This window comes from Comamonas squillarum (assembly GCF_025309455.1).
Lineage (GTDB): Bacteria > Pseudomonadota > Gammaproteobacteria > Burkholderiales > Burkholderiaceae_C > Comamonas > Comamonas squillarum.
The window spans coordinates 4,625,339-4,646,592 of record NZ_CP104377.1; the positions used below are offsets into that span (position 1 = coordinate 4,625,339).

The window sequence follows — 21,254 nt, forward strand, 5'->3', positions numbered from 1 at the left end:
TGCCTGCCAAGCCGCAGCCCTGCACCAGCAGACGGGGGCTAGCAGATGCTGCGCGTGACCGTCCTGTCCGGCCTGGGCCACACGATTGCGGTGATGGTGGCGCTTTTGGTCTACACGCTGGTCACACGCGCCGGCCACCAGCGCCGCCACCCGGCATCGGCCATTGGCTGGGTGCTGGGCATGGTCACCTTTCCCTATCTCTTTTTGCCGCTGTTTCTGGTGTTCGGGCCGCGCAAGGCGGTGCGGCCCCCGGCGCATGCGGTCATCCCCAACAGCGGGCAGCGCCGCAGCAGCGTGCCCAAGCTGGTGCCGGCCTGGGCCGGCCAGCTGCTGGCGAGCATGGAGCTCGATGCCGCCCAGCCCAATGCCAAGGTGGTGTTTCACCAGGATGGTTTGCAGGCCCTGCAGCAGTTGCTGCGTCTGATCGAGCAGGCCCAGCGCAATCTGGACCTGTGCACCTATGTGTTTGCCGACGATGTGGTGGGGCGCCAGATTGGCACGGCGCTGCAGCAGGCAGCGGCGCGCGGCGTCAGGGTGCGCTTGCTGCTCGATGGCGTGGGCTGCTGGCGCCTGCTGCCGTCGCGGCTGCGCCAGTTGCGGCGCTCGGGCGTGCTGGTGCGCCGTTTCATGGTGCCGATGCTCCAGCCCATTCGCGGCGGCAGCAACCTGCGCAACCACCGCAAGCTGGCCGTGGCCGATGGCGTGCATGTCTGGAGCGGTGGGCGCAATCTGGCCGATGAGTATTTTTTGCCCAGCAGCGCCGGGCACCCGGCCTGGGTGGACCTGAGCTTCAACGTGCAAGGGGCCTTGGCCGGTGTGGTGACGGCGCAGTTCGAGGCGGACTGGCGTGCAGCCCGAGGGCGGCGCCGCCCGGTGTGGCTGTCGCCGGCGATGGCGCTGGGTGGCGGGGACCAGGCCTGGGCGCAGTGGCTGCCCAGCGGGCCCGACCATGCCGACGACACCTTGCATGCGCTCTACCTGGCCAGCGCCTTCCATGCGCAGACCTCCATCACCTTGGTGAGCCCGTATTTTGTGCCCGATGACGCGCTGATCGAAGCCTGGTGCCTGGCCTGCCGGCGCGGCGTGCACCTGCGCGTGGTGGTGCCCCAGCGCTCCAACCACCGCCTGGCCGACTGGGCGCGCGAGCGCGCGTTGCGCGCCTTGGTGCTGGCGGGGGCAGAGGTATTTTGCTCCCCCCACATGGTGCATGCCAAGGTGGTGGTGGTGGACGACCGCATGGGGCTGTGCGGATCGGCCAACCTCGACGGGCGCAGCCTGTTCTTGAACTACGAGGCGATGACCGCCTTCTACAGCGCCCCCGACATCGCCTGGCTGCAGCAGTGGTCTGAGCAGCAGATGGCGCAAAGCTCCCCCTACGCCTACCGCGCCCCTGGCTGGTGGCGCGATGTAGGGGAGGGGCTGGTGCGCGCAGTCGCCTTTCAGCTCTGAGGCGCAACGCAGCGCCAGCGCCACCACAAAGCCACCCGCAGGTGGCTGGCATCAGGCCTGCGGTCGTTTGCGTGCACGCGCCAGGCCCCATCCGGCAACCAGGCCCGACAGACCGAGCAAGGCCCAGATATCGAGCAGCGGAACTGCCTTGGGCGTGGCCGGTTGCGGCGGCGTCGTGGTCTTGATCGGCCCAAAGGCGGCACTGCAGACCTCGGCACCCACCAGGGTGCCACGCTGGGCCACGGGGGTGACGCAGTAGTACAGATAGGCCTTGTCGTCGGCCGCTTGCGTGGTGTAGGTCACCGTGCCCGATGCGCCCATCGTGTTGCCTGACTGCAGCACCGTACCCTGGGCCGCCTGGGTCAGGTCGGCATTGGCACTGCGCACCCATTGGTAGCGCGTACCTGCCGTGCTGCCATCTTCAGGGTCGGTTTCGGTGTCGGCATAGCTGTAGCTGCCGGTCAGCGTCTGGCCGACCTCGGGCTGGCCATTGACGGCAGGGATGGCGCTGGGCGCCTCATTGGCGGTACAGGCATTGGCCCCTGCGATGGCGGCGGCAAAGCCCATGGCGGGGTTGCCGCTTTTGACATAGACCGTGATGGTGTTGGCCCCTGCCTGCCAATCGGGCGAGGCCATCGCAATGGTGAGCCAGCGAGAGCTGCCAAAGCCGTTGTAGCCAAACTGGTTGGCGCTGCCCGCTTGGGGCAGACCCCAGGTTCCCGCACCGCGTGCCAGCTGCGATTGGCCGTTGATGAAGATATCCACCACCGAGTTGTCGGCGCTGTAGGTCATCGAGGGCTGAAAGCTACCCAGAGACACGCTGGGGTCGAGGTTGAACTGCACCTGGAACAGCCCATCGATATTGCCAAAGTTGGCGCCATCGATGTAGGGCTGGCCGCCCCAGGCATTGAGGCCAATCCACTGCGCGGTGCTGCTGTTGGCTGGCGTGCTGGTCCAGCTCGCGTTGCGGCTGGTGACGATGGCTGCATCACCAAAACTGCCCCAGTTGGCAGGCGAGCTGCCCGCGTAGGCCGCCAGGTACTGGAAGCGCCAACGTCCGTCGATGGCTGGGTTGGATGCACTGGGCTGGCCGGTGTTGAGCTGCGCCAGCGAGTTGGGGCTGCAGTCGATGGTGACGGGGCTCTGGGCTTGCGCCGGCAGGGCACAGACGGCCATGGCTGTCGCCAGCAGCGAGCTGGCAAGCCAGGCTTGGGGCTGTGGTGTGGACCGGAAAAACATCGTAAATGGCATCCAAGAATTCAATTGATTTTTTATTATTCCAAATCGAATTGTCCGCGTCTGTTACCAACGCTGCCCAGGGATGCCTTTTGATAATTGTCCACAGAGTTGTGGCATTTTGCTGCTGCTCCGGTGCGGGCAGGCTGCCTGCAGTGGCCTTGTCAACGGTGGAGGGTGGGGTGGGCGTGGCTTGCGGCTGCACCGAAGGTGTGGTCTGCGATGCAGGCAGCCATTGACAAGTAAACCTGACATTTGCTAAAGTCAGGTTTACTTTACATCTCGCTTTATCCTGACCATGCATAACGCTCCTCCTCCCCCTTACCCCAGCCCCAGCATGCGCGCCTACTTCCTCCGCACAGCGCTGTGGATGGGCCTGTACTGCGCCCTCCATGCGCTGGTCATCGTGGGCGTTTTTGATGCCATCCTTGGCACGCCCGCGGCCTGGCTGCTGGCGCTGGCCGTTGCGCTGCCGATTGCCGCGCAGCTGCGTGCGTCCTTGCAGTGGATACAGGCAGCGGACGAGTACCAGCGCGCGCAGGCCGTCCGCAGCGTGGTGATCGCCTGCGGCCTGGTGCTGATACTGTGCAGCGTCTGGGGCTTTGGCGAGAGCTATGCCGCAGCGCCCCATGCACCGGCCTGGCTGGTGGTGCCGCTGTTCTGGCTGGTCTGGGGGCTCGTCACTGGCGTAATGCGGCTGCGCAGCTGAGATGGACAACCATCTGCGTACGCTGCGCGCCCAGGCCCAATGGACCCAGGCCGATCTGGCGCAGCGCCTGGGGGTATCGCGCCAGGCCGTCAACGCGCTGGAGACGGGCAAGCACGACCCGTCGCTGGACCTGGCCTACCGCATCAGCGTGGTGTTTGAGCTGCCGGTCGAGGCGATCTTTCAGAACCCTTACCGCAGCGCGCCGGGCTTCGATCGCTGATCTGTGTCAAGCATGGGCGTGCCTAGCCCCCTATCGTCGGCATTGGCTGACAGGGTTTTCTCTGCTTTGGTATGAAGCTAGTGGCTCTCTGAATAAGAGAGCTGAACAACATGCGCGCCGCCATCTGGCTGCCATCATCGGGCCAGATACTGGCCGCTGGCGCCACTCGCTCTCGCTTCGTTTGTCTTCAATGCTTGTTTGAAAGGTACACCATGGCCAAATCTGAACGCAGCACGAAAACGGATATCAAAGCCCGCCGCAAGGCCCCGCTGGCAACGCCCAGCGATCTGGATGCCGGGGCCACCAAGGACATCAGCGCGGCCCTCAACGGCATCCTGGCCGATGTGTTTGCGCTCTACCTGAAGACCAAGAATTTCCACTGGCACATGAGCGGCCCGCACTTCCGTGACTACCACCTGCTGCTCGATGAACAGGCCGACCAGCTCTATGCGATGACCGACGCGATTGCCGAGCGCATCCGCAAAGTGGGCGGCACGACCTTGCGCTCCATTGGCCACATCGCGCGCCTGCAGCGCATCAGCGACAACGATGCCGACTATGTCGATCCGCTCGATATGCTGGCCGAGCTGCGTGAGGACAACCAGCAGCTCGCCGCCCGCCTGCGCGAAGCCCACAACGTGACCGACGAGCACCGCGATATTGCCTCGTCCAGCCTGCTGGAAAACTGGATTGACGAGACCGAGCGCCGCACCTGGTTCCTGTTTGAATCCAGCCGCAACGCCGGCTAAGCGCCCCAGGCTATCCCCGTTGCAGTAGCCGGGGACCGTGCCTGGCTCAGCGCCGCGCTGGCTTTGCCACTGCGCGTTGGCGGCGTTGCTGCATCCAGGCGATGGGTGCCAGCACCAGCGACAGCAAGGCCAGGCTCCATGGGGGCAGGGTGGGCACCGGTGTGGGAGCCACGGCAGGCACTACCACCGCACGACCGACCACCTCACCCGAGGCGATAAATCGCATGGCGCCTGGGCCTGAACAGGTGGCATCGGGGCAGAAGGTGGAAAAGGCCTTGTTCCGTAGTGCCACCGTGACTGCCGCTTCTGCTTCAGGCGGCTTGATCGCAATCGTGCCACCGGCATCCGTCATCGGGCTTTGCAGGTCCAGCAAAATGACTTGCTTGCCCGTCAGATCGCTGGTGTCAGCAGGCACAAAGATCATGTTTTGTGCCGGGTCGGGCAGGTAGGCGTCGCAGTTGGAGCCATCGCAGGTATTGCTGAAGCTGGCAGCCGGTATGCCCTCCGTGCCCGTGGCGGTCACATTGATGGCGCTAAAGGTCTGGGTGGTGGCATCAAACACATAGGAGCCAGAGGCGGTGCCGCCATCGACAAACTTCACGTCTGTCAGGGTCCACTGCACCAACGCTGCATTCGCGGCCGAGGCAAAGCCCCCGATGGCCAGGGCCAGGGCGCCGGCGCACAGCAATGTTTTCATCGCAATCTCCATGTGTGTGGAATGCAAACAAATGTATCGCATTTGCAAGTATTTACTATCCCGTATTCTGGGGATTTCATGGGCGTTGAAGCTGTGTTAGACGCTATTGTCAGACGCCACGCCTTTTTGCTGAGAGTTGGCCTGGCGAGGGCACCAGTGCACGTAAAGATTGCTACAGTTTGAGCCTGCATCAATTTTTGTGGTGGATCTATGGATAACCAAGAAACAGTCACCATCCATACACCTTTTGCGATCTCGCCCCGGGGGGCTGAGGTTCTGGCAACGGGTTGGAGCGTCAGGAAAGAGTTCATCGGCGAGCCGGTGCACGATACCAACGGCCAGGAAATTGGTACCGTGGATGATGTGATCGTCGGCAAGGAAGACAATCTTATTTTTGCCATTGTCGGCATTGGCGGCTTTATGGGCCTGGGCACCTACGATGTCGCCATTGAGTTCTCGCGTTTCAAAGTGGGCAAGTACGGCTTGCTGCTCCCCGATGCGAGCAAGGAGACCTTGCAGGGCCTGCCCCAGTTTGTGTATCCGAAGGCCACTGCTTAAGGTCGATCATGTCGCGCAGAGCGCCGTGTGCTGTGCAACACAGCTCCGGCGCTTTTGCCTTGGTGGTCTTTGGGTCAAGGTGCCTGCGCCCGACCAGAAACTACCCGCAAAGGAACATGCGGGCTGAGCCAGCCGCCGGCACATCTGCCCAGCATGCGTGGACATGAAAAAGCCACCTTGCGGTGGCTATCCGTGATCGGCGATGGTATTTAGCCGATGTGCTTGCGCTGGCGCCGGATCCCCAGCAGGGCGATCAGCGGTGTCAAGCCCATGAGCGCCCAGGGGCCCAAGCCTGGCACCGGTGTAGGCGCCTGCTGCACCACGCGGGTGGTGACCGGCCCTACAGGGCTGGTGCACACCTCCAGCCCAGGGCTTGCACCGGTTTGCGCGGCAGGCTTGACGCAGAAGAAGACATATTGGTTCAGGTCTGCGGCTTGCAGGGTATAGGTAGGCGTCTGGCCTGCCCCCCCGGTGGTGCCGCTCGCTACTACTGTGCCGTCGCTGGAGCTGCTGATGCTGGGGTTGGGGCTGGTCACAAACTGGTAGGTGGTGCCGCTGGGGTTTTCAACGTCGCTGTTGTTGTCCGCATAGGTGTAGCTGCCGGTCACGGTGGAGCCGACCTGGGGTGTGCCGGTGATCGACGGGACGGCCGTGGGCACCACATTGGGTGGCAGCTCGGTCACCGGGCCCAGCGCGGTAGTGCAGACCTCCAGCCCGGGGGTTGCGCCGGTTTGTGCATCTGGCCTGACGCAGAAAAAGATATTTTTATCCTGGTCCGCTGGCTGCAAGGTGTAGGTGGGCGTCTGGCTTGCACCTCCGGTGGTTCCGCTCGCCACTACCGTGCCGTCGCTGGAGCTGCTGATGCTGGGACTGGCGCTGGTCACAAACTGGTAGGTGGTACCGCTGGGGTTTTCAACGTCGTTGTTGTTGTCCGCATAGGTGTAGCTGCCGGTCACGGTGGAGCCGACCTGCGAGGTGCCGGTGATCGTCGGCTCGGCAATCGGTACGGTGTTCGGTGGTGCGCGTTCGATCAAGGCCACCATGTGCTGGTAGGCAGGATCGCGATTGCGAAACAGGTCCATCGTGTAGGTGCCGGACCGGTAGGAGGTACGCAGCGTCGGCAGACTGGCCTTCATGGCGTCGTACAAGGAGTTGTACGCGCTTACAAATGCGGCTTGGTCCGAGCCGCCATACTCAATGACGTTCTCTGAAGCAGGACGGGATGCGCCTGCACTGATGTTGATGCTGGCGGCGCTTCCGTCGTAGTCGTTGCCAAGCTCCCACAGTGCATACTGGAGGGCTCGCCGCTGCTCCACGCTCCCATTCTTGTAATAGCTGAGGTAGTACTGGTCGAGCAGCCAGTAGATCGCCGCCTCGCCCGCCGCTCCTGAGGCGCCCTTGATGGCGCTGGCGCCCGCTTCCGTGTCAAATTGGGCTTGAGGGACGGGTGTGGCGGCGTTGGCAAAAGGCGGTTGTGTGGAATGGTCAATGCAAATCAGCAGTACTGGCTCATCGCTATACAGCGCCCCGTCGGCATCGTATGTGAGGTTCTCCGAGGTCCCGGAATAGATCGAACTGAAGTTGTAATTCACCGGGCCAGAAACGAACGCGGCGCTGGACAAGCCAGGCACCGCCATCGCAAGCGCTGCAGCAAGGGTCAGCATTTGTTGTCGCATGATTCAATTCCATTCTCTAGGGGAGGCGAAAATCTGCCTCGGTTGAGAAAAATACCCACCATTCATTCAATGCGGCAGGGTATGGGGCTGCCTTTATGGCTGCACAAGCAGATAACCCGGTGGAGATAATTGCCTGATAACTGCTGGCTAATAGGTCAAGACCCATATATTTGACATGAATGTGCAGAAAGTTATGGGTTCATGTCTCTTAAGGGCTTGGCGGCAAAACAAAACTTACAGTTGGAACTGTACAACGCAATACCATACAGGCATCTTTGGTTTTATTTAAAGAAGTTTGTTATTTGTATTTTTTGGCGGGCGAAGGTGTAAATAGCGATGGAAATTCATATTGTTCACAATCAACGCAGCTTTTATTCAATGGCAAGATAAACCAAAACAATTAATAATGGTTGTTTAATAATTGTCTGACCGTGGGTATGAATAAGGCCCTGAACCGGTTGCTCATCGATAGAGCCCGCGCGTGCTCACTGAGGATGCTGCTTGAGCAGGTGGCCATCACGAAGATGGCCGTAGGTGTGACCTTGGGGCTGCGCCGTCCGTCCCATTGTTTGGCAGGCCGCCAGCCCGCTCTAGCGGTGTCAGCCGCTGATCGGGCCAAAGCGATGTGCGGCCATCGTGGCTGTGCGCAGCCCATAACCCCAGGCGCTCGCGCAATACAAAGCGCAGCTGGCACCTGTGCATGACCTGGCGCGGGTCACAGTGACGCTGGAGCGCGGCAGTGGCAATGGCGCCACCGGGATGGACAGCGCTACCTACGGACCTGGGCCAGGGCGATCTGGATGATCAGGATGAAGCGGCTGGCTTTTGCACGGCCTGCTCCGCTGGCGTGGGCGCTGCGCTCTGCACCTGGCTGAGCATGTAGTTGGCCAGCGTCTCATACAGCGGCCTGGCGATCATGCGTGAGACCAGGCTGGCCAGCATCGCGGCGGCCATCAGACTCAGCACCATCGAGTGCCCATCGACCATCTCCATCACGATGATGAAGGCCGTGAGCGGGGCTTGTGTGACGGCGGCCAGGAAAGCGGCCATGCCCATCGCAATCAACGCGGGGGCGATGTCGCTGCCCAGCATCAGCGAGACGTTGTGGCCCACACCTGCGCCAATCGACAGCGAGGGCGCGAAGATCCCGCCAGGCACGCCCACCCAGGCAGACAGCCAGGTGGCGATGAATTTGAGCGTCACATACAGCGCAGGCAACTCGGCCTCTCCCGCCAGCATGTGCTTGACTTCTTCCGAACCGGCGCCAAAGGTGGCGCCGCTGGTGGACAGGCCGATGACGGCAATCAGCAAGCCGCCAGCAGCTGCAAAGCGGATGGGATACTGCGCGCGCAGGCGGTTGAGGCGCTCTGGCGCGCCGGTCAGGGACGCGGCCATGAGCTTGGCAAACAGGCCCCCCAATACGCCGCAGCTCAAGGCCACACAGATGCCGGGCAGCAGTGCGTGCCAGTTGAGGCTGGGCACCTGGATGCGCCCAAAATAGTTCAGGTTGCCAAATGCGGAAACGCCCATCAGACCGGCCAGCACGATGGCGGCAATGATCAGGCCGCTGGCGCGAGATTCCAGCTTGCGGGACAGCTCCTCAATGGCGAAAACGATCCCTGCCAGCGGCGCATTGAAGGCGGCTGCAATGCCCGCTGCACCGCCTGCCACCAGCAGCGCATGGCTGGTAATGCCTGAGCGCGGACCAAACCAGCGCTTGGCATGGTGCATGACGCCGGCGGCCACCTGCACGGACGGCCCCTCGCGGCCAATCGACAGCCCCGCCAGAAACCCCAGGCCAGCCAGCGCAATCTTGCAGGCAGACAACCACAGCGAGACAAAGCGGCTGCGCTGCAGGTCGTTGAGCGCCGTCTCTTGCGCGGCCATGACCTGTGGAATGCCCGAGCCCGCAGCGCCAGGCGCCCAGCGGCGTGTGGCCCACACAATGGCTGCTGTCAGGCACGGAGTCCAGACCAGCACCGCCCAGCCACCTTGCGAGTGGTAGATGTGCATGAACCAGTCAAAGGCCTTCTCGGCCACCATCGTGAAACCGACCACGCACAGGCCCGCTGCCGCAGCGTAGGCCAGCACAATGCAACGCTCCACCCAGCGCCATCCATCCCCGAATTCTTGCCTCAGGTTCTGTACGAAATCGGGTTCTTGCTGCATTGCGCCCTCATGGAGTGAGGGTGCCAGTCTAGTCAATTCGACTGTGGCCAGTCAGGCCGCCTTCCAACCCGTGACCATAACGCTCAGGTTTTTGGGGCGAAAACGGATGTGTATGTAAAGGAAGCCTGACATGCGTCATTCAGTCCCTGACTCCCATCGCGCTTCGGATGCGCTGGTCGGCACAACGCGCCGCGATCCAGGTATGAAGTGGGGCGCAATGTACGCCACCGCGCTGAGCGTGCAGCGAACAAACCTTTTGGGAGGCGGCAGCGGCAGCCCGCGCGCTGAACTGCAGCAAAGGTGCCTGTCGCTCAGTGGCTGTTTAACAGCAACTATTAAAAGTATTTCCACATAGCTTGTTTTTTGTTACATTGCGGGTGCTCATTACAGAGAAACATTTATGTACATAAAACGCCTTCTGTTTCCTTTGGTCATTGCGGCAGTAGCCGCCACCAGCAGCTTCGCCCAAACAGGCATTTTTACCAATGGCACGCTGAGCTCTGACCTGTCATTCAAAGACGAACTGGCCAGCACCTCGATGACGCTGGCGTATGACGGTAGCCATTACTGGTCTTCTTCAGGCGGCAGCGCAAGTGGCGAACGGCTGGCGCAGTACAGCAGTGCCGGTGCACTGGTCGCCAAGTTTGCCTCCGGACTGGACTTTCGGTCGGTGTTCACGCAAGGCGCAAACCTGTACGCGAGGCAATTCAACGACGCGACTATTTACCAGCAGGCGGCTGCCGGCACATTTGCACCACTTGTCACTCTGACGGATCTGACGGAGCAGCAGGTGGGGGTGGTGCTGAACGGCGCCGGCAACGAATACATTGCACTGGTAGAAGGAAACGTCTATCGTTGGAGCCTCGCGGGTAGTCCGTTGGGCAGCGTTGCCTTGGTTGGCTTTGGCACCCAACCGGGCGAGAACGAGTATCCCCAAAACCGAGGCATCAGTGCATCGGGGAGTTACTGGTTTACCTATTCCCAGGGCGTTGTATCGGCTTGGGATGCTTCGGGGCAGCGGGTTGGCCAGACTTCCCTGGCGGGTGCGGGCACCTCTTTTGATTCCCATTTCAGCTTCAGTTTTGCCAATGGTCGCTTTTGGGTCGTAGACCAAGCCGGTGCGGCCTGGCGTGGCTATCCCCTGGTGGTGTTGGCGATTTCACCGGCGAGTTTGCCCGCCGGCAAGATCGGCGTGGCCTATAGCAGCACGATGACTGCAGGTGGGGGGACTGCTCCTTATACCTGGTCGGCCAGCGGGTTGCCGGCAGGGTTGAGCATCGGCGCCGAGACGGGAGTTATCAGTGGTGTGCCGTCGGAGGCGACCACTGCGCAGGTCACCATTTCGGTGGTTGACAGTGCGAACCGGGACAAGAGCACAAATATCACGCTCGTCATTGATCCACTGGATCTGACCGTCAACCCCAGCTTGCCCAATGGTCAAGTCGGCAAGACGTACACCGCCAGTATTGGGGTTTCAGGGGGCGTGGCGCCCTACCACCTGGTGCTCGATGGTGAACTGCCAGAGGGCTTGAGCCTGGATCTGACAACGGGAGCGATCACAGGCACACCCACAAAGACCCAGATCAGTACCTTTAGTGTCACGGTGTCGGATAGCACGGCCATCAGCTTGGCTAGCGCGACCAAGGCTGCCGTCAACAGCGTGACGCAGAGCTATACGATCACCATTTCCGCGCAGGCTGCCCCTGCTCCAGTGCCAACACTGGGCGCATGGGGCTTGGTGTGCCTGTCGTTGCTCTTAGGGGTGGTGGGCAGGGGCCGAAGCAGCAAGCGCACCGCGTAGGTTAACGGCAAGCTGGGAGCTTCCAAGGTCCGCAAGACCGAGTGGCGGCTCTTTTCGCATTCTGCATTGCGCGGGCCTACAACATGGCTCGCTGCAGGCGCCCATGCAGCAAGATATGGCCCGTACCGGGGCACAAACCGCGTCCACCGAGCGGAAAGCTATGAACTTCAGGTCGTGTCTGCGTTAGCGCCTTTTCGCGATCTCGGCGCCCATGTACTCGTTCAAGTCCCGCAAATCCTTCACCCGCCAGGCAAAGGCTGGCAGCTTGACGCCGTTCTCGCGCAAGGTTTTCGGAATCAGATCGCCGTTGGGCCGGAGCACCACCGGTGAGACGATGACACCGGGGTAATCGTGCAGGCGCTTTTTGAAAGCTGCCGTGGTGAGATCGGGTGTGGGCGGGTTGCTTTTGCGCGCCAGCGGCCCGCTGCCTTGGAGGTCAGCGCCATGGCACATGGCGCAGCGCTGCACAAAGATATTTTTGCCATTGCTGTTGTCTGCCTGTGAGCAGGTGGCGTGTGCCAGCAGCAGAAGGCCGAGCGAGGCGAGGACGGTTTTATTCATGGGGTGTTATCGAATTTGTAGCCCGCGATATTGTGTCGCAGGCCGCAGGCGTTCTGCTGTCACTGGGCGGTGCCCGGCGGATTTTCGTTGCCAGATGACGCGGCCCGCATAAAGCCACTGGGCGCCCTGCCCAAGCGCTTGCGAAACATGGTCGAGAAGGCGCTGGGGCTGTCATAGCCCAGATCAAGAGCGACCTGGGTGACCGACTGACCGCCCGCCAGGCGGGGCAGGGCCGCGAGCAAGCAGGCTTGCTGCCGCCAGGCGCCAAAACTCATGCCGGTCTGCTGCCGAAAATGCCGGTTAAAGCTGCGCAGGCTTTTGTGCAACTGAGCAGCCCATGCCTCAGGCGCGGCCCGGATCTGTGGCGCCTTCAAGAAGGCCTTGCACCGCGCAGCCAGCAGCAGGTCCTGCGGGATCGGCGCGAACAAGGGCATAGTGGGTGCCTGGCGCACTTCGTGCATCAGCAACTGGGCCAAGGCGCCGTCCCGCCCTTGTTCGTCATACAGCGCCTCCATCGTGATCGAGGCCAGCAGCAGCTGGTGCAGCAGCGCGCTGACCACCAGCGCTTCGCAATGCAGGCCTTGGCGGGGCGCAGCAGCGGGCTCGATATACAGGCTGCGTGTGCTCACGCCCTGCATGCGCACCCGGTGGGGCTTGCCAGCGGGAATCCAGACACCGCTAAACGGCGGGATCACCCAGGCACCATCGTCCGTTTCCACCTCCATCAGGCCGCTCATGCCGTACAGCACCTGCGCGCGCCGGTGGCTGTGGGTGTCCAGCAGGGTGCCGGGTGCATAGTCGGTGCTGATGGCCAGGAGCGGCCGGGCCACGGCATCTACCGATGCGAGAGGGATGTTGTGCATCGCCCGATTTTGGCCTAAATGCAAGGATGCTTGGCTTTTAATCGAAAGTCAGCCGCAGCCTGGCGCTCTATCGTGGCGCTTTGCAACCGTTGATGGTCCTTGTCCATGTATTTGCTGCTGCTGTGTTTTGGGGTTCTGGCTGGTGTGACCACCGTGCTGTTTGGTTTTGGTGGCGGCTTTGTCGTCGTTCCGGTGCTGTATGCGGTGCTGGTGGGGGTGTATGGCGCAGACAGTGCGCTGGGGCTTGCCGCCATGCACATCGCGGTGGCCACATCCACCTGTGTGATGGTCTTTGGCGCCGGGCTGGCCAGCTGGCGGCACCACCGGGCCGGCACGGTGCCCTGGGGCCAGGTGCGGCCGCTGCTGGGCTATGTGGCGCTCGGGGCCATCCCTGGGGCGATGGCTGCGCTGGTGCTGAGCGGCGGCTGGATCCGCTGGGCGTTTGTCGGCTATCTCGCGTTGACGATTCTCGACAGCCTGCTGCGGCCCGGTTTTACCCAAGAGCGCAGCAGCCGGATGCGCCCTCTGGCCAAGCCAGCGGCCGCTGCGCTGGGGCTTTTTATCGGCGCAATCGCCGCCTGCCTGGGAGTCGGCGGCAGTGTCATGACCGTCCCGCTGATGCGCCGGCGCGGCGCCAGCATGACGGCCGCTACCGCTGCAGCCAATCCGCTGTCATTGCCGATGGCCATTGTGGGCACCGCCACCTACGCGCTGCTGGCGTCCAACACGGCGCCGTTGGGCGCATGGCATCTGGGCTACATCGATGTGCGCGCCTGCCTGGTGCTGGTGGCGGGCTCCTGGTTGGGCATCCGGCTGGCGTCGCGCTGGATTGGCAAGATCCCGGACCGTATCCATGCCAAGGTCTATATCGCCTTGCTGTGTGCGGTGCTCTTGGCCATGGTGGTGCATTGACGGCCGCTGGATGATGGGCGCCGGGGGAGGGGTTGCTCAGCCATGGAGCTGCGCAAACCAGCGTAAAAAGCCAGCGGGAAAGCTCTTCATACCTTGGGATCCTTTGCCTCACCCGCGCCTGCGTTTAGACCACAGCAGACTGTGTTGCAAAGGGTTCCTAGACCTTGCGGCGCCTCGAGAATCCCAAGAAGCCAGCCAGACCCATGATGGGCGAGAGCGCGAGCAGGCCCCAGGCTGTCATCGTGGGCACGGGGGTGGGCTCCACGGGCGTTGTCGGTGGATCCGGCTCCACGACAAAAGTCATGCGGACCATACCGGCCTGCCCCGGTTGCCCACCGTCGCCGCCAGCGCCGGCCCCGACGTTGAGTCCTCCGGCAGCGCCGCCGCTTGCCCCCGATCCATTGGCGCCTGCGATGCTTTCTCCTTCGCATGCTGCCACGGCCAATGGGCCTGTCAGGATCAGGCCGTCTGCTCCCGGCATGCCGGGCACTCCAGGTACGCCATTGGTACCTATGTTTCCGTACCCATAGCCGGGAGAGCCCGAGCCACCGTTTCCACCATGGCCTTCGTAGCCCGCCTGTCCGCCAGCGCCGCCTATCCCAGCTATGGCACCGTCGCCGCCGTTACCGCCATCCCCGCCATTGCCGCCGTCCGTCCCATTTCCTCCGGGTATGCCGGGCCCTTCCCAGCTGCCATCCCAATCAGGTGCGCTACTTCCGTCCACTCCATTGGCGCCATTGCCACCTGCGCCACCCGAGCCTCCGATGGAGCCAGCGCCTCCGCCTCCGCCCAGGCCGCCAGGGCGCCCCAGGAAATTGGCACCTCCAGCACCACCGGTGCCGCCACGGATTGCGGTCGCACCTTCCCCCGGTAAGCCGCGTGCGCCATCGTAATAGTTGAGGTCCACGGTGCTGCCGCCGCCACCGCCGCCGCCATTGGCAGTCACACCGACCACACCGGGCCCCGTCACTGCAGAGAACCCGCCTCCCGTGCTGTGCGTTCCGGTGGCTGTCCAATCTGCGCTGTTGACCAAGCCAGGCGTGCCGCCGGCAGCGACGATGACCAGCAGCTCGTTGCCTGCAGTCACTGCAAGACGGGCTTTGCAATAAGCCCCGCCGCCGCCACCGCTGCCGCCCCCTGCGATGCCGTTCCAGCCCTGGTCATTCGAGCCCCCACCACCGCCGCCACCCCAGGCCTCAAAGCTGATGTGGGTTACCCCTGCAGGCACCGTGCAGGTGCCCGCCGCATTGACGCCATTGACGCAATCTGCGGCCATGGCATGGCCCGCAACCCCGAAGCAGGCCACGGTTGCTAACTTTGCGAGTATTGGATTCTTCATGTTTTTCCAGTGAAAGCATGGGAGAAGGCCGGCCCATTGAGCGAGGGTGATGCAGAGAATCCCTCAGGGGTGTTGCTGCGTGATCGAAGGCCTTGAAGCTTTCCGCTGCACGAGCTCCAAAAAAAAGAGCCTCGCTGGGGCCAATAAGGCACTTACGAAGCTCTTTTGTCGCAGCTGGGCTCAGCGTGTACGTCCGTATGCGGAGGTCAGACCTTGCGGCGACGAGACATGGCCATCAAGCCCGCCAAACCCATCAATGGAGACAGCACGAGCAGGCCCAGCGCGGTCATCGTGGGTACCGGGGTAGGTGCCGCAACGGGGGGAACGGTGGCAGGGGTATCGGTGTCCGTTGCCGTGTCGTTGGAGGGGTCCGGGTCGGGATTGGTATTGACTGCGCTGGCGCTGGAGCCATCGGCTTCGACTGTGGCGGTGTTCACCAGATTGCCCGTGAAACTGGCTGGGATGGCCATCGTCAGCGTATAGGTCGCGGTCGCATTCACCGCCAGATTGATGGTGTCATCAATGCCGCCTGCGCCACTGGCGGTGCAGCTTCCACCGGCCGAAGCGCTGCAGGACCAGTTGGCGGTGCTGATGCCGCTGGGCAATACATCCGTCACCTTGGCGCCGACGGCGGTGAACGGACCGTTGTTGCGCACGGTAATGGTGTAGACGACATTGGTGCCCGGCACATAGGTGGTTTGGCCGTTGGTTTTGGTGATGCTCAAATCCGCAGGAAACCGGATGGGCGCATTCGGGCAGTTGGCGCCATCGTTGGTGCCCGATCCGGGCGAGCCGGCAATGAGCGTTTTGACGCCGGTGAGCAGGTTGATCTGGTAAAAACCGCTGCCATTGTTGGCCGAGCCAAACATGCCGTTGGTGGCACCGAATTGCGCGCCAAGCACACCACCGGTGCCGTCTGGCGTACCCATGGCCGAGACGGCTCCAGTACCCACATCGATGGCATAGAGCTGGCCTGCGTCAGACACTGAATACAAGCCCCCGGAAGCGCCACCGACCCAGGCGATGTCCGAGGCCGTGAATGCCGTATCCAAGGTGATGGTGGTAGCCGTCAGTGCGCTCGTATCAATGGCATAAATCACCGAGGTGTTGCCAAAGGGTTTGACATAGTAGGTGCCATCGCTGCCCACCGTGCCCGAGTTGTAAGCGGGACTCGCTGGCAGCCCCGTCACAGCGCCCACAACGGTGACAGCGCCAGTGCTCTGGTTGACGCTCAGCAGATTATTGCCATTGGCATCGGTGCGCATGGCATAGATTTGGCCATCGGTGGGGGAATAGCCCAAGGCATTGTAGGAAACCGCAGAAGCCCCCCCAATGCCGGTAAACACCATCGGATTGGTATCCGTAGACACGCTGTTTAACGAGGTCGGTGCGTTTTGCGACAGAAAAAGCCGGCTATCGCAGGCGACTTGTGCCATCGATACGGCTGGTAATAGCAAAGCGGCCGAGATAAGCAGCTGCTTGAATGTCTTTTTAAGGTCGGGAGAATTCGTCAGTGGCGACGAAAATGCTGGAAAGGCTGAGCCAGGCGGCATTTTTTTAGAATCGGTCATATTCACCCTTTACTGAATTGAAGCAAATGCAGTAATAAAACAAAAATGCAAGTTCTCTTGGCTTTGAATGATGGAAGGATCACGATAGCGGAATTCTATGCCCTTCTATTCACTCGGTCACGCTGTTTACAATGCCACACACCTAAATCATGGTCAAGGCGCAGGTGGACATGGGTAGCATTTTTTTTTGTGAGCTGTTTCAAATCGGATGGTGTGCAAATTCAAAACCTTTGCTTTTTATCCATTTTCTTTGTTTTTATTTAATTCCCTTTGATTTTTTTAATTTTTGTAGATAACTTGGGATTGGCCATTGTCAATACCCCTTTTCAACCAAGCGGGTGCGAATGATGGGGCGGTACGGTTTAACAGTGCAGCGGGAATGGGGTTATCCAGCTATTTTTTGAGGCAGATGGATGGTCCGCTGCGTGATGCGTGCCGAATACCGGTTCACGGCAGGGATGTGATATAGGCTGTGAGCCTAGGGAACTTCTGCACAACTCCCCGCCATGGTCTGAACGTGCTCTCGGACGATCCAATCCCATGTCTTTCTCGGCAATACCTCCGGTTCGCCTTTAAGGGGCGCGTTGAGCGTTTTAACCCGATCGGTGTCCGTCGCGCTTGGTGAGGCTTGTGCAGAGGCAGCCCAAAGAGGGCGGTGTCTTGTCTGGCTAAAGCGCTTGGTCAATGTCTTGGCAAATGCCGCTCGTCATACCGGTTTGTGGGGGCGGCCTGTCAGCAATGGCCGAGTCGGCTGTTGGTATTGCATTGTCGAAAGGTCTTGGAATAAAAAAAATCGCCTCCAGCTGGAGGCGATCAGTAGTAACTCGCTAAGTCTTCAGGCCCTGAGACTTCTAGCCCTCACTGGCTGCGTTGGCGGCGGCGCAGTGCCAAGGCACCGATACCGGCACTCAATCCGCCCAGCAGTGCCAAGCCAGCCAGGTCCAATGCGGGGACTGGGGTGGCAGAGCCAGGGGTGGCGATAACGCTGTTGGCGGTTGCACTGTTGTTGGCCGGAGTGGGGTCATCCATGCCCGCTGGAGCCGCGATGCTTGCCGTACTGGCCAGCGAACCGGTGGCATTTGCAGCGACCTTGGCGGTGACGGTGTAGGTCACGCTGGCGCCGACGGGCAGGTTGACCGTGTCGCTGATATTGCCGCTGCCCGATGCACTGCAGGTGCCGCCGCCTGCGCCCACACAGGTCCAGGCGGCATCTGTCAATGCGGCAGGCAGGGTGTTGGTGACCGTGGCGCCCGTGGCTTCCACCGGGCCGGCATTGCTGGCGGTGACAGTGTAGGTCACCGTTGCACCAGGTGCTACGCTGGTCGCGGCACTGGCGTTGGTGATGGACAGGTCGGCACTTGGAGGCTCACCCGTGCAGGCTGCGGTGACATAGAAGTCAGCAATGGCACCCAACGCACAAGTGCCGCCGGCGCAATCGTTGGTTTTTTGACCGCCATCCAGGCGGAAGCCCACGGTGTTATTGCCGCGTGCAAAACCAAGCGCTGCGGACGTTGTATAGGTCGAGAATGCACCGTAGCCATTGGGCAGATACACGGGTCCCGCAGCAGATTCCGCACCAGCTGCAGGCTTCACATAGACGGAGCTTCCATAGTCATCAAAGGCAAACCGCCCGGTGAGCTTGATGCTGGCCAAATCGACATTGCTGCCAATATTGACAGGCTGGTTCATCACGAACGTGGAGCCGTCCTGGATGCCGCGTGACTGGCCGGTAGCCACTGGGTAAGGCACACCAGGAATGTCGCTGCTCGCAGGGTTTGTCGTTCCCGGGCTGATCCAGCGGGCGTCGGTAGCCGTTGCCAGCGATGCTGGATCGAAATAGCTGCGATACCGGTAGCTGTCAAACAAAGGCTGCTCGACGTTCTCCAGGGCGGTTCCTGCCGCATTCATGCGCTGCGTCCATTTCCAGTCTCTGGCGTTGGTGGTGAATGGGCCAACACGGACTTCATCACCAGCTTGGCTGCCGGCGGGGCAAGCCAGAATGGTGGCGGGCTGGGCGGGAGGCTCATCCTGGCAATCGGCCGTGATTTCAAAATCTGCAATGAGGCCAGTTGGATTTCCAGAACTGGCGGTGGTCGATGCAGTGTTATACACCACAAAACCGATGGTGTTGTCTCCATAATAGAAACCCAGACCGTTGTCATTACCGTCCAGATTAATAGTTCCTGGAGAACCATAACTCATTCCCAGATTCTGCATCTGCAACCAGGTCGTGCTGCCAGAAGGCGGGCTAGCGGGGCGAACAACAAATTCCGAGCTGTCATCTACTCCGCCACTACCGATGATCTTGATACTGGAAAGCTTGATATTGCTGGGAATGGTGATAGGCTCGTTGTAGTAGAAAGTAATTCTGTTTTCAACCCAGGCACCATTTGCCACCACACCGCGCGCATTCACTGCCGGATAAGGTCCGTTACCCGTAGTAGCCCCTGCACCCGCCGGATACTCGGCATCGCCAAAAGAAATCCAATCCCCTTGGAGCGGAGTGCCGGCAAGATCGCCTGCTCCGCTGGTATGCACCGCTGTCGTTTTATCAAACCAGCCGCGCCATTTGTAGTCGTCCACAATGGCTGCTGCACCTGTGGCGGTGCCGCTTGGAGGAGGTACGTATTGGGCATCCGTTGACCAGGTCGCCTTAGCGGTGTGAATGCGTAAGGGCGCACCACAAGCCAATGTCGCAGCCTGTACGCCAGCAGCAGCCGTCAGCCCTGCAAGCGACACTGCAAAAAGAGCAGCCTGTCTGTGAATTAATCTCATCTTGAAAACTCCATCCCCATTGAAAAATATCCCATATGCACCTGTAAGATAAACTAAATCAATTGAATATTATCTAGCATAACTTACATCTATCGTGTATATGCGAACCGCAAAACAGGGAGAAATCTAGCAGATGGTTTCAAACTGCATCTTTGCTTAATTTAAATATTTTTTGGATTTATTGAGATTTCTTTCAATCCTCCATTATTTCGTTTGATGCGTTGTGTTTCTGAATGTAATTTTTAAAAATTAACATATCTTGATGGCGAACCCGCTACATTGCATGTAGATTTTCTTGATTCATTTTTCGTTGTTGAAAAATGAATATCAAAAGTTCGTTGAGGGGTTCAATATGTTGCATCGAAGCATAAGCGTCACCGTCCTGGGTTTGCTTGGCGCCTTGTTCATGGGCAGCGCCACTGCCGCGCCGGTGGAATGGGACTACACCGTCTCGGCCCGGTTTGTGACGACTACGGGTGCCACCACATTCAATGGCGCGGGCCCAGGTTCCGCCAATGGCTGCGAACTGGTCTTACCCACTGATATCACCTGGGGAGCATGTCCCAGCGGGCCTGCTGGGACCGGGCGCAGTGGTATCGGTGTCTCAGCCAGTGAGCAGACGGGTACCTTGGTGGCCAATGGCGCCGCGCAATATGCCAATGTCTACACCCATACCAACAATATCGTGGCTTCAAGCTATGCCACCTTGGCCAGTGCCACGATCAGTACCACGCTCGGTCTGAGAGCCAAAGGCAGCAGTGATCCCTACACCTATGAGAACTTCATCTACACCATCAAGTTCTCTGAAACTCCTAACGGCAGCGACCCGACCCTCTGTGTGGTGCCAGGCGGCGTGCCCTGCAGCGACATCTGGGTGCTCGACGGTTCGGTCAACCGCACCGTGGTGATGAACGGCCAGGAGTTTACTTTCAGCTTTTTCCCTGAGCCTGCAGCCATTCCGCTGGATCCGGAGATTTGCGAGGCGGCAGGCGCGGAGGACGGCTGCATCGGCTTTACCACGCAGGAGAACATGGTCAACGCGATCCCCTTCATGATGAACCTGACCCAGGTGGCCAATGTCTCGGGCCGGGTATATGCAGAGGGTAGCGACCCCGCCAACACGCAAGACGATGGCAACGGCCTGGATGCCGGTATGGCCGTGGCCGTGTCTTTGCTGTGCACCGGGCCGGATTACAGCGCAGGCCCGGTGGATGCGGCAGCCGATGGCAGCTTCAGTTTTGAGAATGTACCGACCGGTGCAGACTGCGCCATCACGACGACGCCGCCCGCTGGTTACCAGATGGCCTATACCCAACAGGGCACGACCGGAGAGAGTGGCGCGCCAGGCGCGCTCAACACCAGCGTGGCGGGTAGCACGGGTGTGCAAAGCATTGCGATCAGCGTGCCGCCCGATGGATCGAGTGGCAATCTGTTTGCGCTGCGCGCTGTGACCGATATGCTCAGCACCACGGTATGCACCCCGGGCACGGCAGCGGCCGGTGCGGCTGTCAGCTGCACAACCACCTGTACCAATGCCGGCAGCGCCGCTGCACTGCAGGCTTTTTGCGCCATCCCCAACGCCGCCAGCTTGCCCGGCAGCCCCACGCCTGTCTGCAGTGCGCCCGCTGATCTGCCGCCCAATGGCACGCTCAGCTGCACCCTGAGCTTTACAATGGCCGGCAACGCCAGCATCACGGTCGTGGGCGGGGCTGGTGCTGACAATGACAGCAATGGCGGGGGCGATGCAGCGGCGGGCAACAATGCATCGAGCGCGGCGGTTGCCCCGCAGGTCACGACGCCGACCAACCCTACGAATCCCAGCAACCCCACCCCCGTGCCTGGTCTCGGAGGCTTTGCGCTGGCGGTGCTGGCGGCCTTGATGGGGCTTGTGGTGTGGCGCCGACCACGGCTTGTGGCAGGCGGCCGCATGCGATGAGCGCGGCAGGGCAGTGCGCGAGGCTGCCTCCGT

The 21,254-nt window shown here is 61.2% G+C and carries 17 protein-coding genes; 8 read left to right on the plus strand and 9 right to left on the minus strand.

Features of this window, described 5'->3' with window-relative positions:
* Positions 1 to 45 precede the first annotated feature (45 nt).
* Positions 46 to 1,449, plus strand: a complete 1,404-nt coding sequence (locus tag N4T19_RS21015) for a phospholipase D-like domain-containing protein (protein WP_260718932.1) — start codon at positions 46 to 48, stop codon at positions 1,447 to 1,449.
* A 51-nt stretch (positions 1,450 to 1,500) separates the two neighbouring features.
* Here N4T19_RS21015 and N4T19_RS21020 read toward each other — a convergent pair whose 3' ends face one another.
* A complete protein-coding gene (locus N4T19_RS21020) occupies positions 1,501 to 2,625 on the minus strand; it encodes an IPTL-CTERM sorting domain-containing protein (RefSeq protein ID WP_133248062.1) in 1,125 nt (374 codons plus the stop codon).
* Between the two features lie 358 nt (positions 2,626 to 2,983).
* On the opposite strand from N4T19_RS21020, the gene N4T19_RS21025 reads away from it, so the two are divergent.
* From N4T19_RS21025 to N4T19_RS21035, 3 genes are all read left to right on the plus strand, one after another.
* Complete coding sequence (locus N4T19_RS21025) at positions 2,984 to 3,394, plus strand: hypothetical protein (RefSeq protein ID WP_260718933.1); 411 nt, start codon at positions 2,984 to 2,986, stop codon at positions 3,392 to 3,394.
* A gap of 1 nt (position 3,395) precedes the next feature.
* Complete coding sequence (locus N4T19_RS21030; RefSeq protein WP_116924650.1) at positions 3,396 to 3,614, plus strand: helix-turn-helix transcriptional regulator; 219 nt, start codon at positions 3,396 to 3,398, stop codon at positions 3,612 to 3,614.
* Between the two features lie 212 nt (positions 3,615 to 3,826).
* On the plus strand, positions 3,827 to 4,363 hold the full coding sequence (locus N4T19_RS21035; protein WP_182345069.1) for a Dps family protein: 537 nt from the start codon (positions 3,827 to 3,829) through the stop codon (positions 4,361 to 4,363).
* Positions 4,364 to 4,409: 46 nt separating this feature from the next.
* Here the strand turns inward: N4T19_RS21035 and N4T19_RS21040 are convergent, their stop codons facing one another.
* Positions 4,410 to 5,060 carry an IPTL-CTERM sorting domain-containing protein gene (locus N4T19_RS21040; protein ID WP_260718934.1) on the minus strand — a complete coding sequence of 217 codons (651 nt, stop codon included), beginning with the start codon at positions 5,058 to 5,060 and terminating at the stop codon, positions 4,410 to 4,412.
* A gap of 210 nt (positions 5,061 to 5,270) precedes the next feature.
* On the opposite strand from N4T19_RS21040, the gene N4T19_RS21045 reads away from it, so the two are divergent.
* Positions 5,271 to 5,618, plus strand: a complete 348-nt coding sequence (locus tag N4T19_RS21045; RefSeq protein WP_116924653.1) for a PRC-barrel domain-containing protein — start codon at positions 5,271 to 5,273, stop codon at positions 5,616 to 5,618.
* Positions 5,619 to 5,827: 209 nt separating this feature from the next.
* Here N4T19_RS21045 and N4T19_RS21050 read toward each other — a convergent pair whose 3' ends face one another.
* Entirely contained in the window at positions 5,828 to 7,294 is a 1,467-nt protein-coding gene (locus tag N4T19_RS21050; protein ID WP_260718935.1) for an IPTL-CTERM sorting domain-containing protein, read from the minus strand.
* Between the two features lie 804 nt (positions 7,295 to 8,098).
* Complete coding sequence (locus N4T19_RS21055; RefSeq protein WP_260718936.1) at positions 8,099 to 9,463, minus strand: chloride channel protein; 1,365 nt, start codon at positions 9,461 to 9,463, stop codon at positions 8,099 to 8,101.
* Between the two features lie 400 nt (positions 9,464 to 9,863).
* Between N4T19_RS21055 and N4T19_RS21060 the strand changes: the two genes are divergently transcribed.
* The gene (locus N4T19_RS21060; RefSeq protein ID WP_260718937.1) at positions 9,864 to 11,264 is read left to right on the plus strand and encodes an IPTL-CTERM sorting domain-containing protein; all 1,401 of its coding nucleotides are present in this window, start codon (positions 9,864 to 9,866) and stop codon (positions 11,262 to 11,264) included.
* Between the two features lie 183 nt (positions 11,265 to 11,447).
* Here N4T19_RS21060 and N4T19_RS21065 read toward each other — a convergent pair whose 3' ends face one another.
* Together N4T19_RS21065 and N4T19_RS21070 are read right to left on the minus strand one after the other, a co-directional pair.
* The gene (locus tag N4T19_RS21065; protein WP_116924657.1) at positions 11,448 to 11,825 is read right to left on the minus strand and encodes a c-type cytochrome; all 378 of its coding nucleotides are present in this window, start codon (positions 11,823 to 11,825) and stop codon (positions 11,448 to 11,450) included.
* Between the two features lie 59 nt (positions 11,826 to 11,884).
* On the minus strand, positions 11,885 to 12,688 hold the full coding sequence (locus tag N4T19_RS21070) for an AraC family transcriptional regulator (protein ID WP_260718938.1): 804 nt from the start codon (positions 12,686 to 12,688) through the stop codon (positions 11,885 to 11,887).
* Positions 12,689 to 12,793: 105 nt separating this feature from the next.
* On the opposite strand from N4T19_RS21070, the gene N4T19_RS21075 reads away from it, so the two are divergent.
* Positions 12,794 to 13,600, plus strand: a complete 807-nt coding sequence (locus N4T19_RS21075) for a sulfite exporter TauE/SafE family protein (protein ID WP_260718939.1) — start codon at positions 12,794 to 12,796, stop codon at positions 13,598 to 13,600.
* A 157-nt stretch (positions 13,601 to 13,757) separates the two neighbouring features.
* Here N4T19_RS21075 and N4T19_RS23285 read toward each other — a convergent pair whose 3' ends face one another.
* From N4T19_RS23285 to N4T19_RS21090, 3 genes are all read right to left on the minus strand, one after another.
* Positions 13,758 to 14,876, minus strand: coding sequence for a hypothetical protein (locus tag N4T19_RS23285; RefSeq protein WP_313900075.1), 1,119 nt, complete (start codon positions 14,874 to 14,876; stop codon positions 13,758 to 13,760).
* 269 nt (positions 14,877 to 15,145) lie between these two features.
* The gene (locus N4T19_RS21085; protein ID WP_409935133.1) at positions 15,146 to 16,510 is read right to left on the minus strand and encodes a DUF6923 family protein; all 1,365 of its coding nucleotides are present in this window, start codon (positions 16,508 to 16,510) and stop codon (positions 15,146 to 15,148) included.
* A gap of 858 nt (positions 16,511 to 17,368) precedes the next feature.
* Positions 17,369 to 19,285: a DUF11 domain-containing protein gene (locus N4T19_RS21090; RefSeq protein WP_260718942.1), complete on the minus strand. Its 1,917-nt coding sequence runs from the start codon at positions 19,283 to 19,285 to the stop codon at positions 17,369 to 17,371.
* A 352-nt stretch (positions 19,286 to 19,637) separates the two neighbouring features.
* Here N4T19_RS21090 and N4T19_RS21095 point away from each other — a divergent pair, with 352 nt between their 5' ends.
* Positions 19,638 to 21,221, plus strand: a complete 1,584-nt coding sequence (locus tag N4T19_RS21095; RefSeq protein ID WP_260718943.1) for a THxN family PEP-CTERM protein — start codon at positions 19,638 to 19,640, stop codon at positions 21,219 to 21,221.
* Positions 21,222 to 21,254 lie beyond the last annotated feature (33 nt).

Coding starts and splice junctions, on each gene's coding strand:
- N4T19_RS21050 (WP_260718935.1), bottom strand. CDS start 7,294: ATGCGACAACAAATGCTGACCCTTGCTGCAGCGCTTGCGATGGCGGTG.
- N4T19_RS21090 (WP_260718942.1), bottom strand. CDS start 19,285: ATGAGATTAATTCACAGACAGGCTGCTCTTTTTGCAGTGTCGCTTGCA.
- N4T19_RS21095 (WP_260718943.1), top strand. CDS start 19,638: ATGTTGCATCGAAGCATAAGCGTCACCGTCCTGGGTTTGCTTGGCGCC.
- N4T19_RS21040 (WP_260718934.1), bottom strand. CDS start 5,060: ATGAAAACATTGCTGTGCGCCGGCGCCCTGGCCCTGGCCATCGGGGGC.
- N4T19_RS21055 (WP_260718936.1), bottom strand. CDS start 9,463: ATGCAGCAAGAACCCGATTTCGTACAGAACCTGAGGCAAGAATTCGGG.
- N4T19_RS21070 (WP_260718938.1), bottom strand. CDS start 12,688: ATGCACAACATCCCTCTCGCATCGGTAGATGCCGTGGCCCGGCCGCTC.
- N4T19_RS21015 (WP_260718932.1), top strand. CDS start 46: ATGCTGCGCGTGACCGTCCTGTCCGGCCTGGGCCACACGATTGCGGTG.
- N4T19_RS21035 (WP_182345069.1), top strand. CDS start 3,827: ATGGCCAAATCTGAACGCAGCACGAAAACGGATATCAAAGCCCGCCGC.
- N4T19_RS23285 (WP_313900075.1), bottom strand. CDS start 14,876: ATGGCCGCAGATTGCGTCAATGGCGTCAATGCGGCGGGCACCTGCACG.
- N4T19_RS21025 (WP_260718933.1), top strand. CDS start 2,984: ATGCATAACGCTCCTCCTCCCCCTTACCCCAGCCCCAGCATGCGCGCC.
- N4T19_RS21065 (WP_116924657.1), bottom strand. CDS start 11,825: ATGAATAAAACCGTCCTCGCCTCGCTCGGCCTTCTGCTGCTGGCACAC.
- N4T19_RS21020 (WP_133248062.1), bottom strand. CDS start 2,625: ATGGCCGTCTGTGCCCTGCCGGCGCAAGCCCAGAGCCCCGTCACCATC.
- N4T19_RS21030 (WP_116924650.1), top strand. CDS start 3,396: ATGGACAACCATCTGCGTACGCTGCGCGCCCAGGCCCAATGGACCCAG.
- N4T19_RS21045 (WP_116924653.1), top strand. CDS start 5,271: ATGGATAACCAAGAAACAGTCACCATCCATACACCTTTTGCGATCTCG.
- N4T19_RS21060 (WP_260718937.1), top strand. CDS start 9,864: ATGTACATAAAACGCCTTCTGTTTCCTTTGGTCATTGCGGCAGTAGCC.
- N4T19_RS21085 (WP_409935133.1), bottom strand. CDS start 16,510: ATGACCGATTCTAAAAAAATGCCGCCTGGCTCAGCCTTTCCAGCATTT.
- N4T19_RS21075 (WP_260718939.1), top strand. CDS start 12,794: ATGTATTTGCTGCTGCTGTGTTTTGGGGTTCTGGCTGGTGTGACCACC.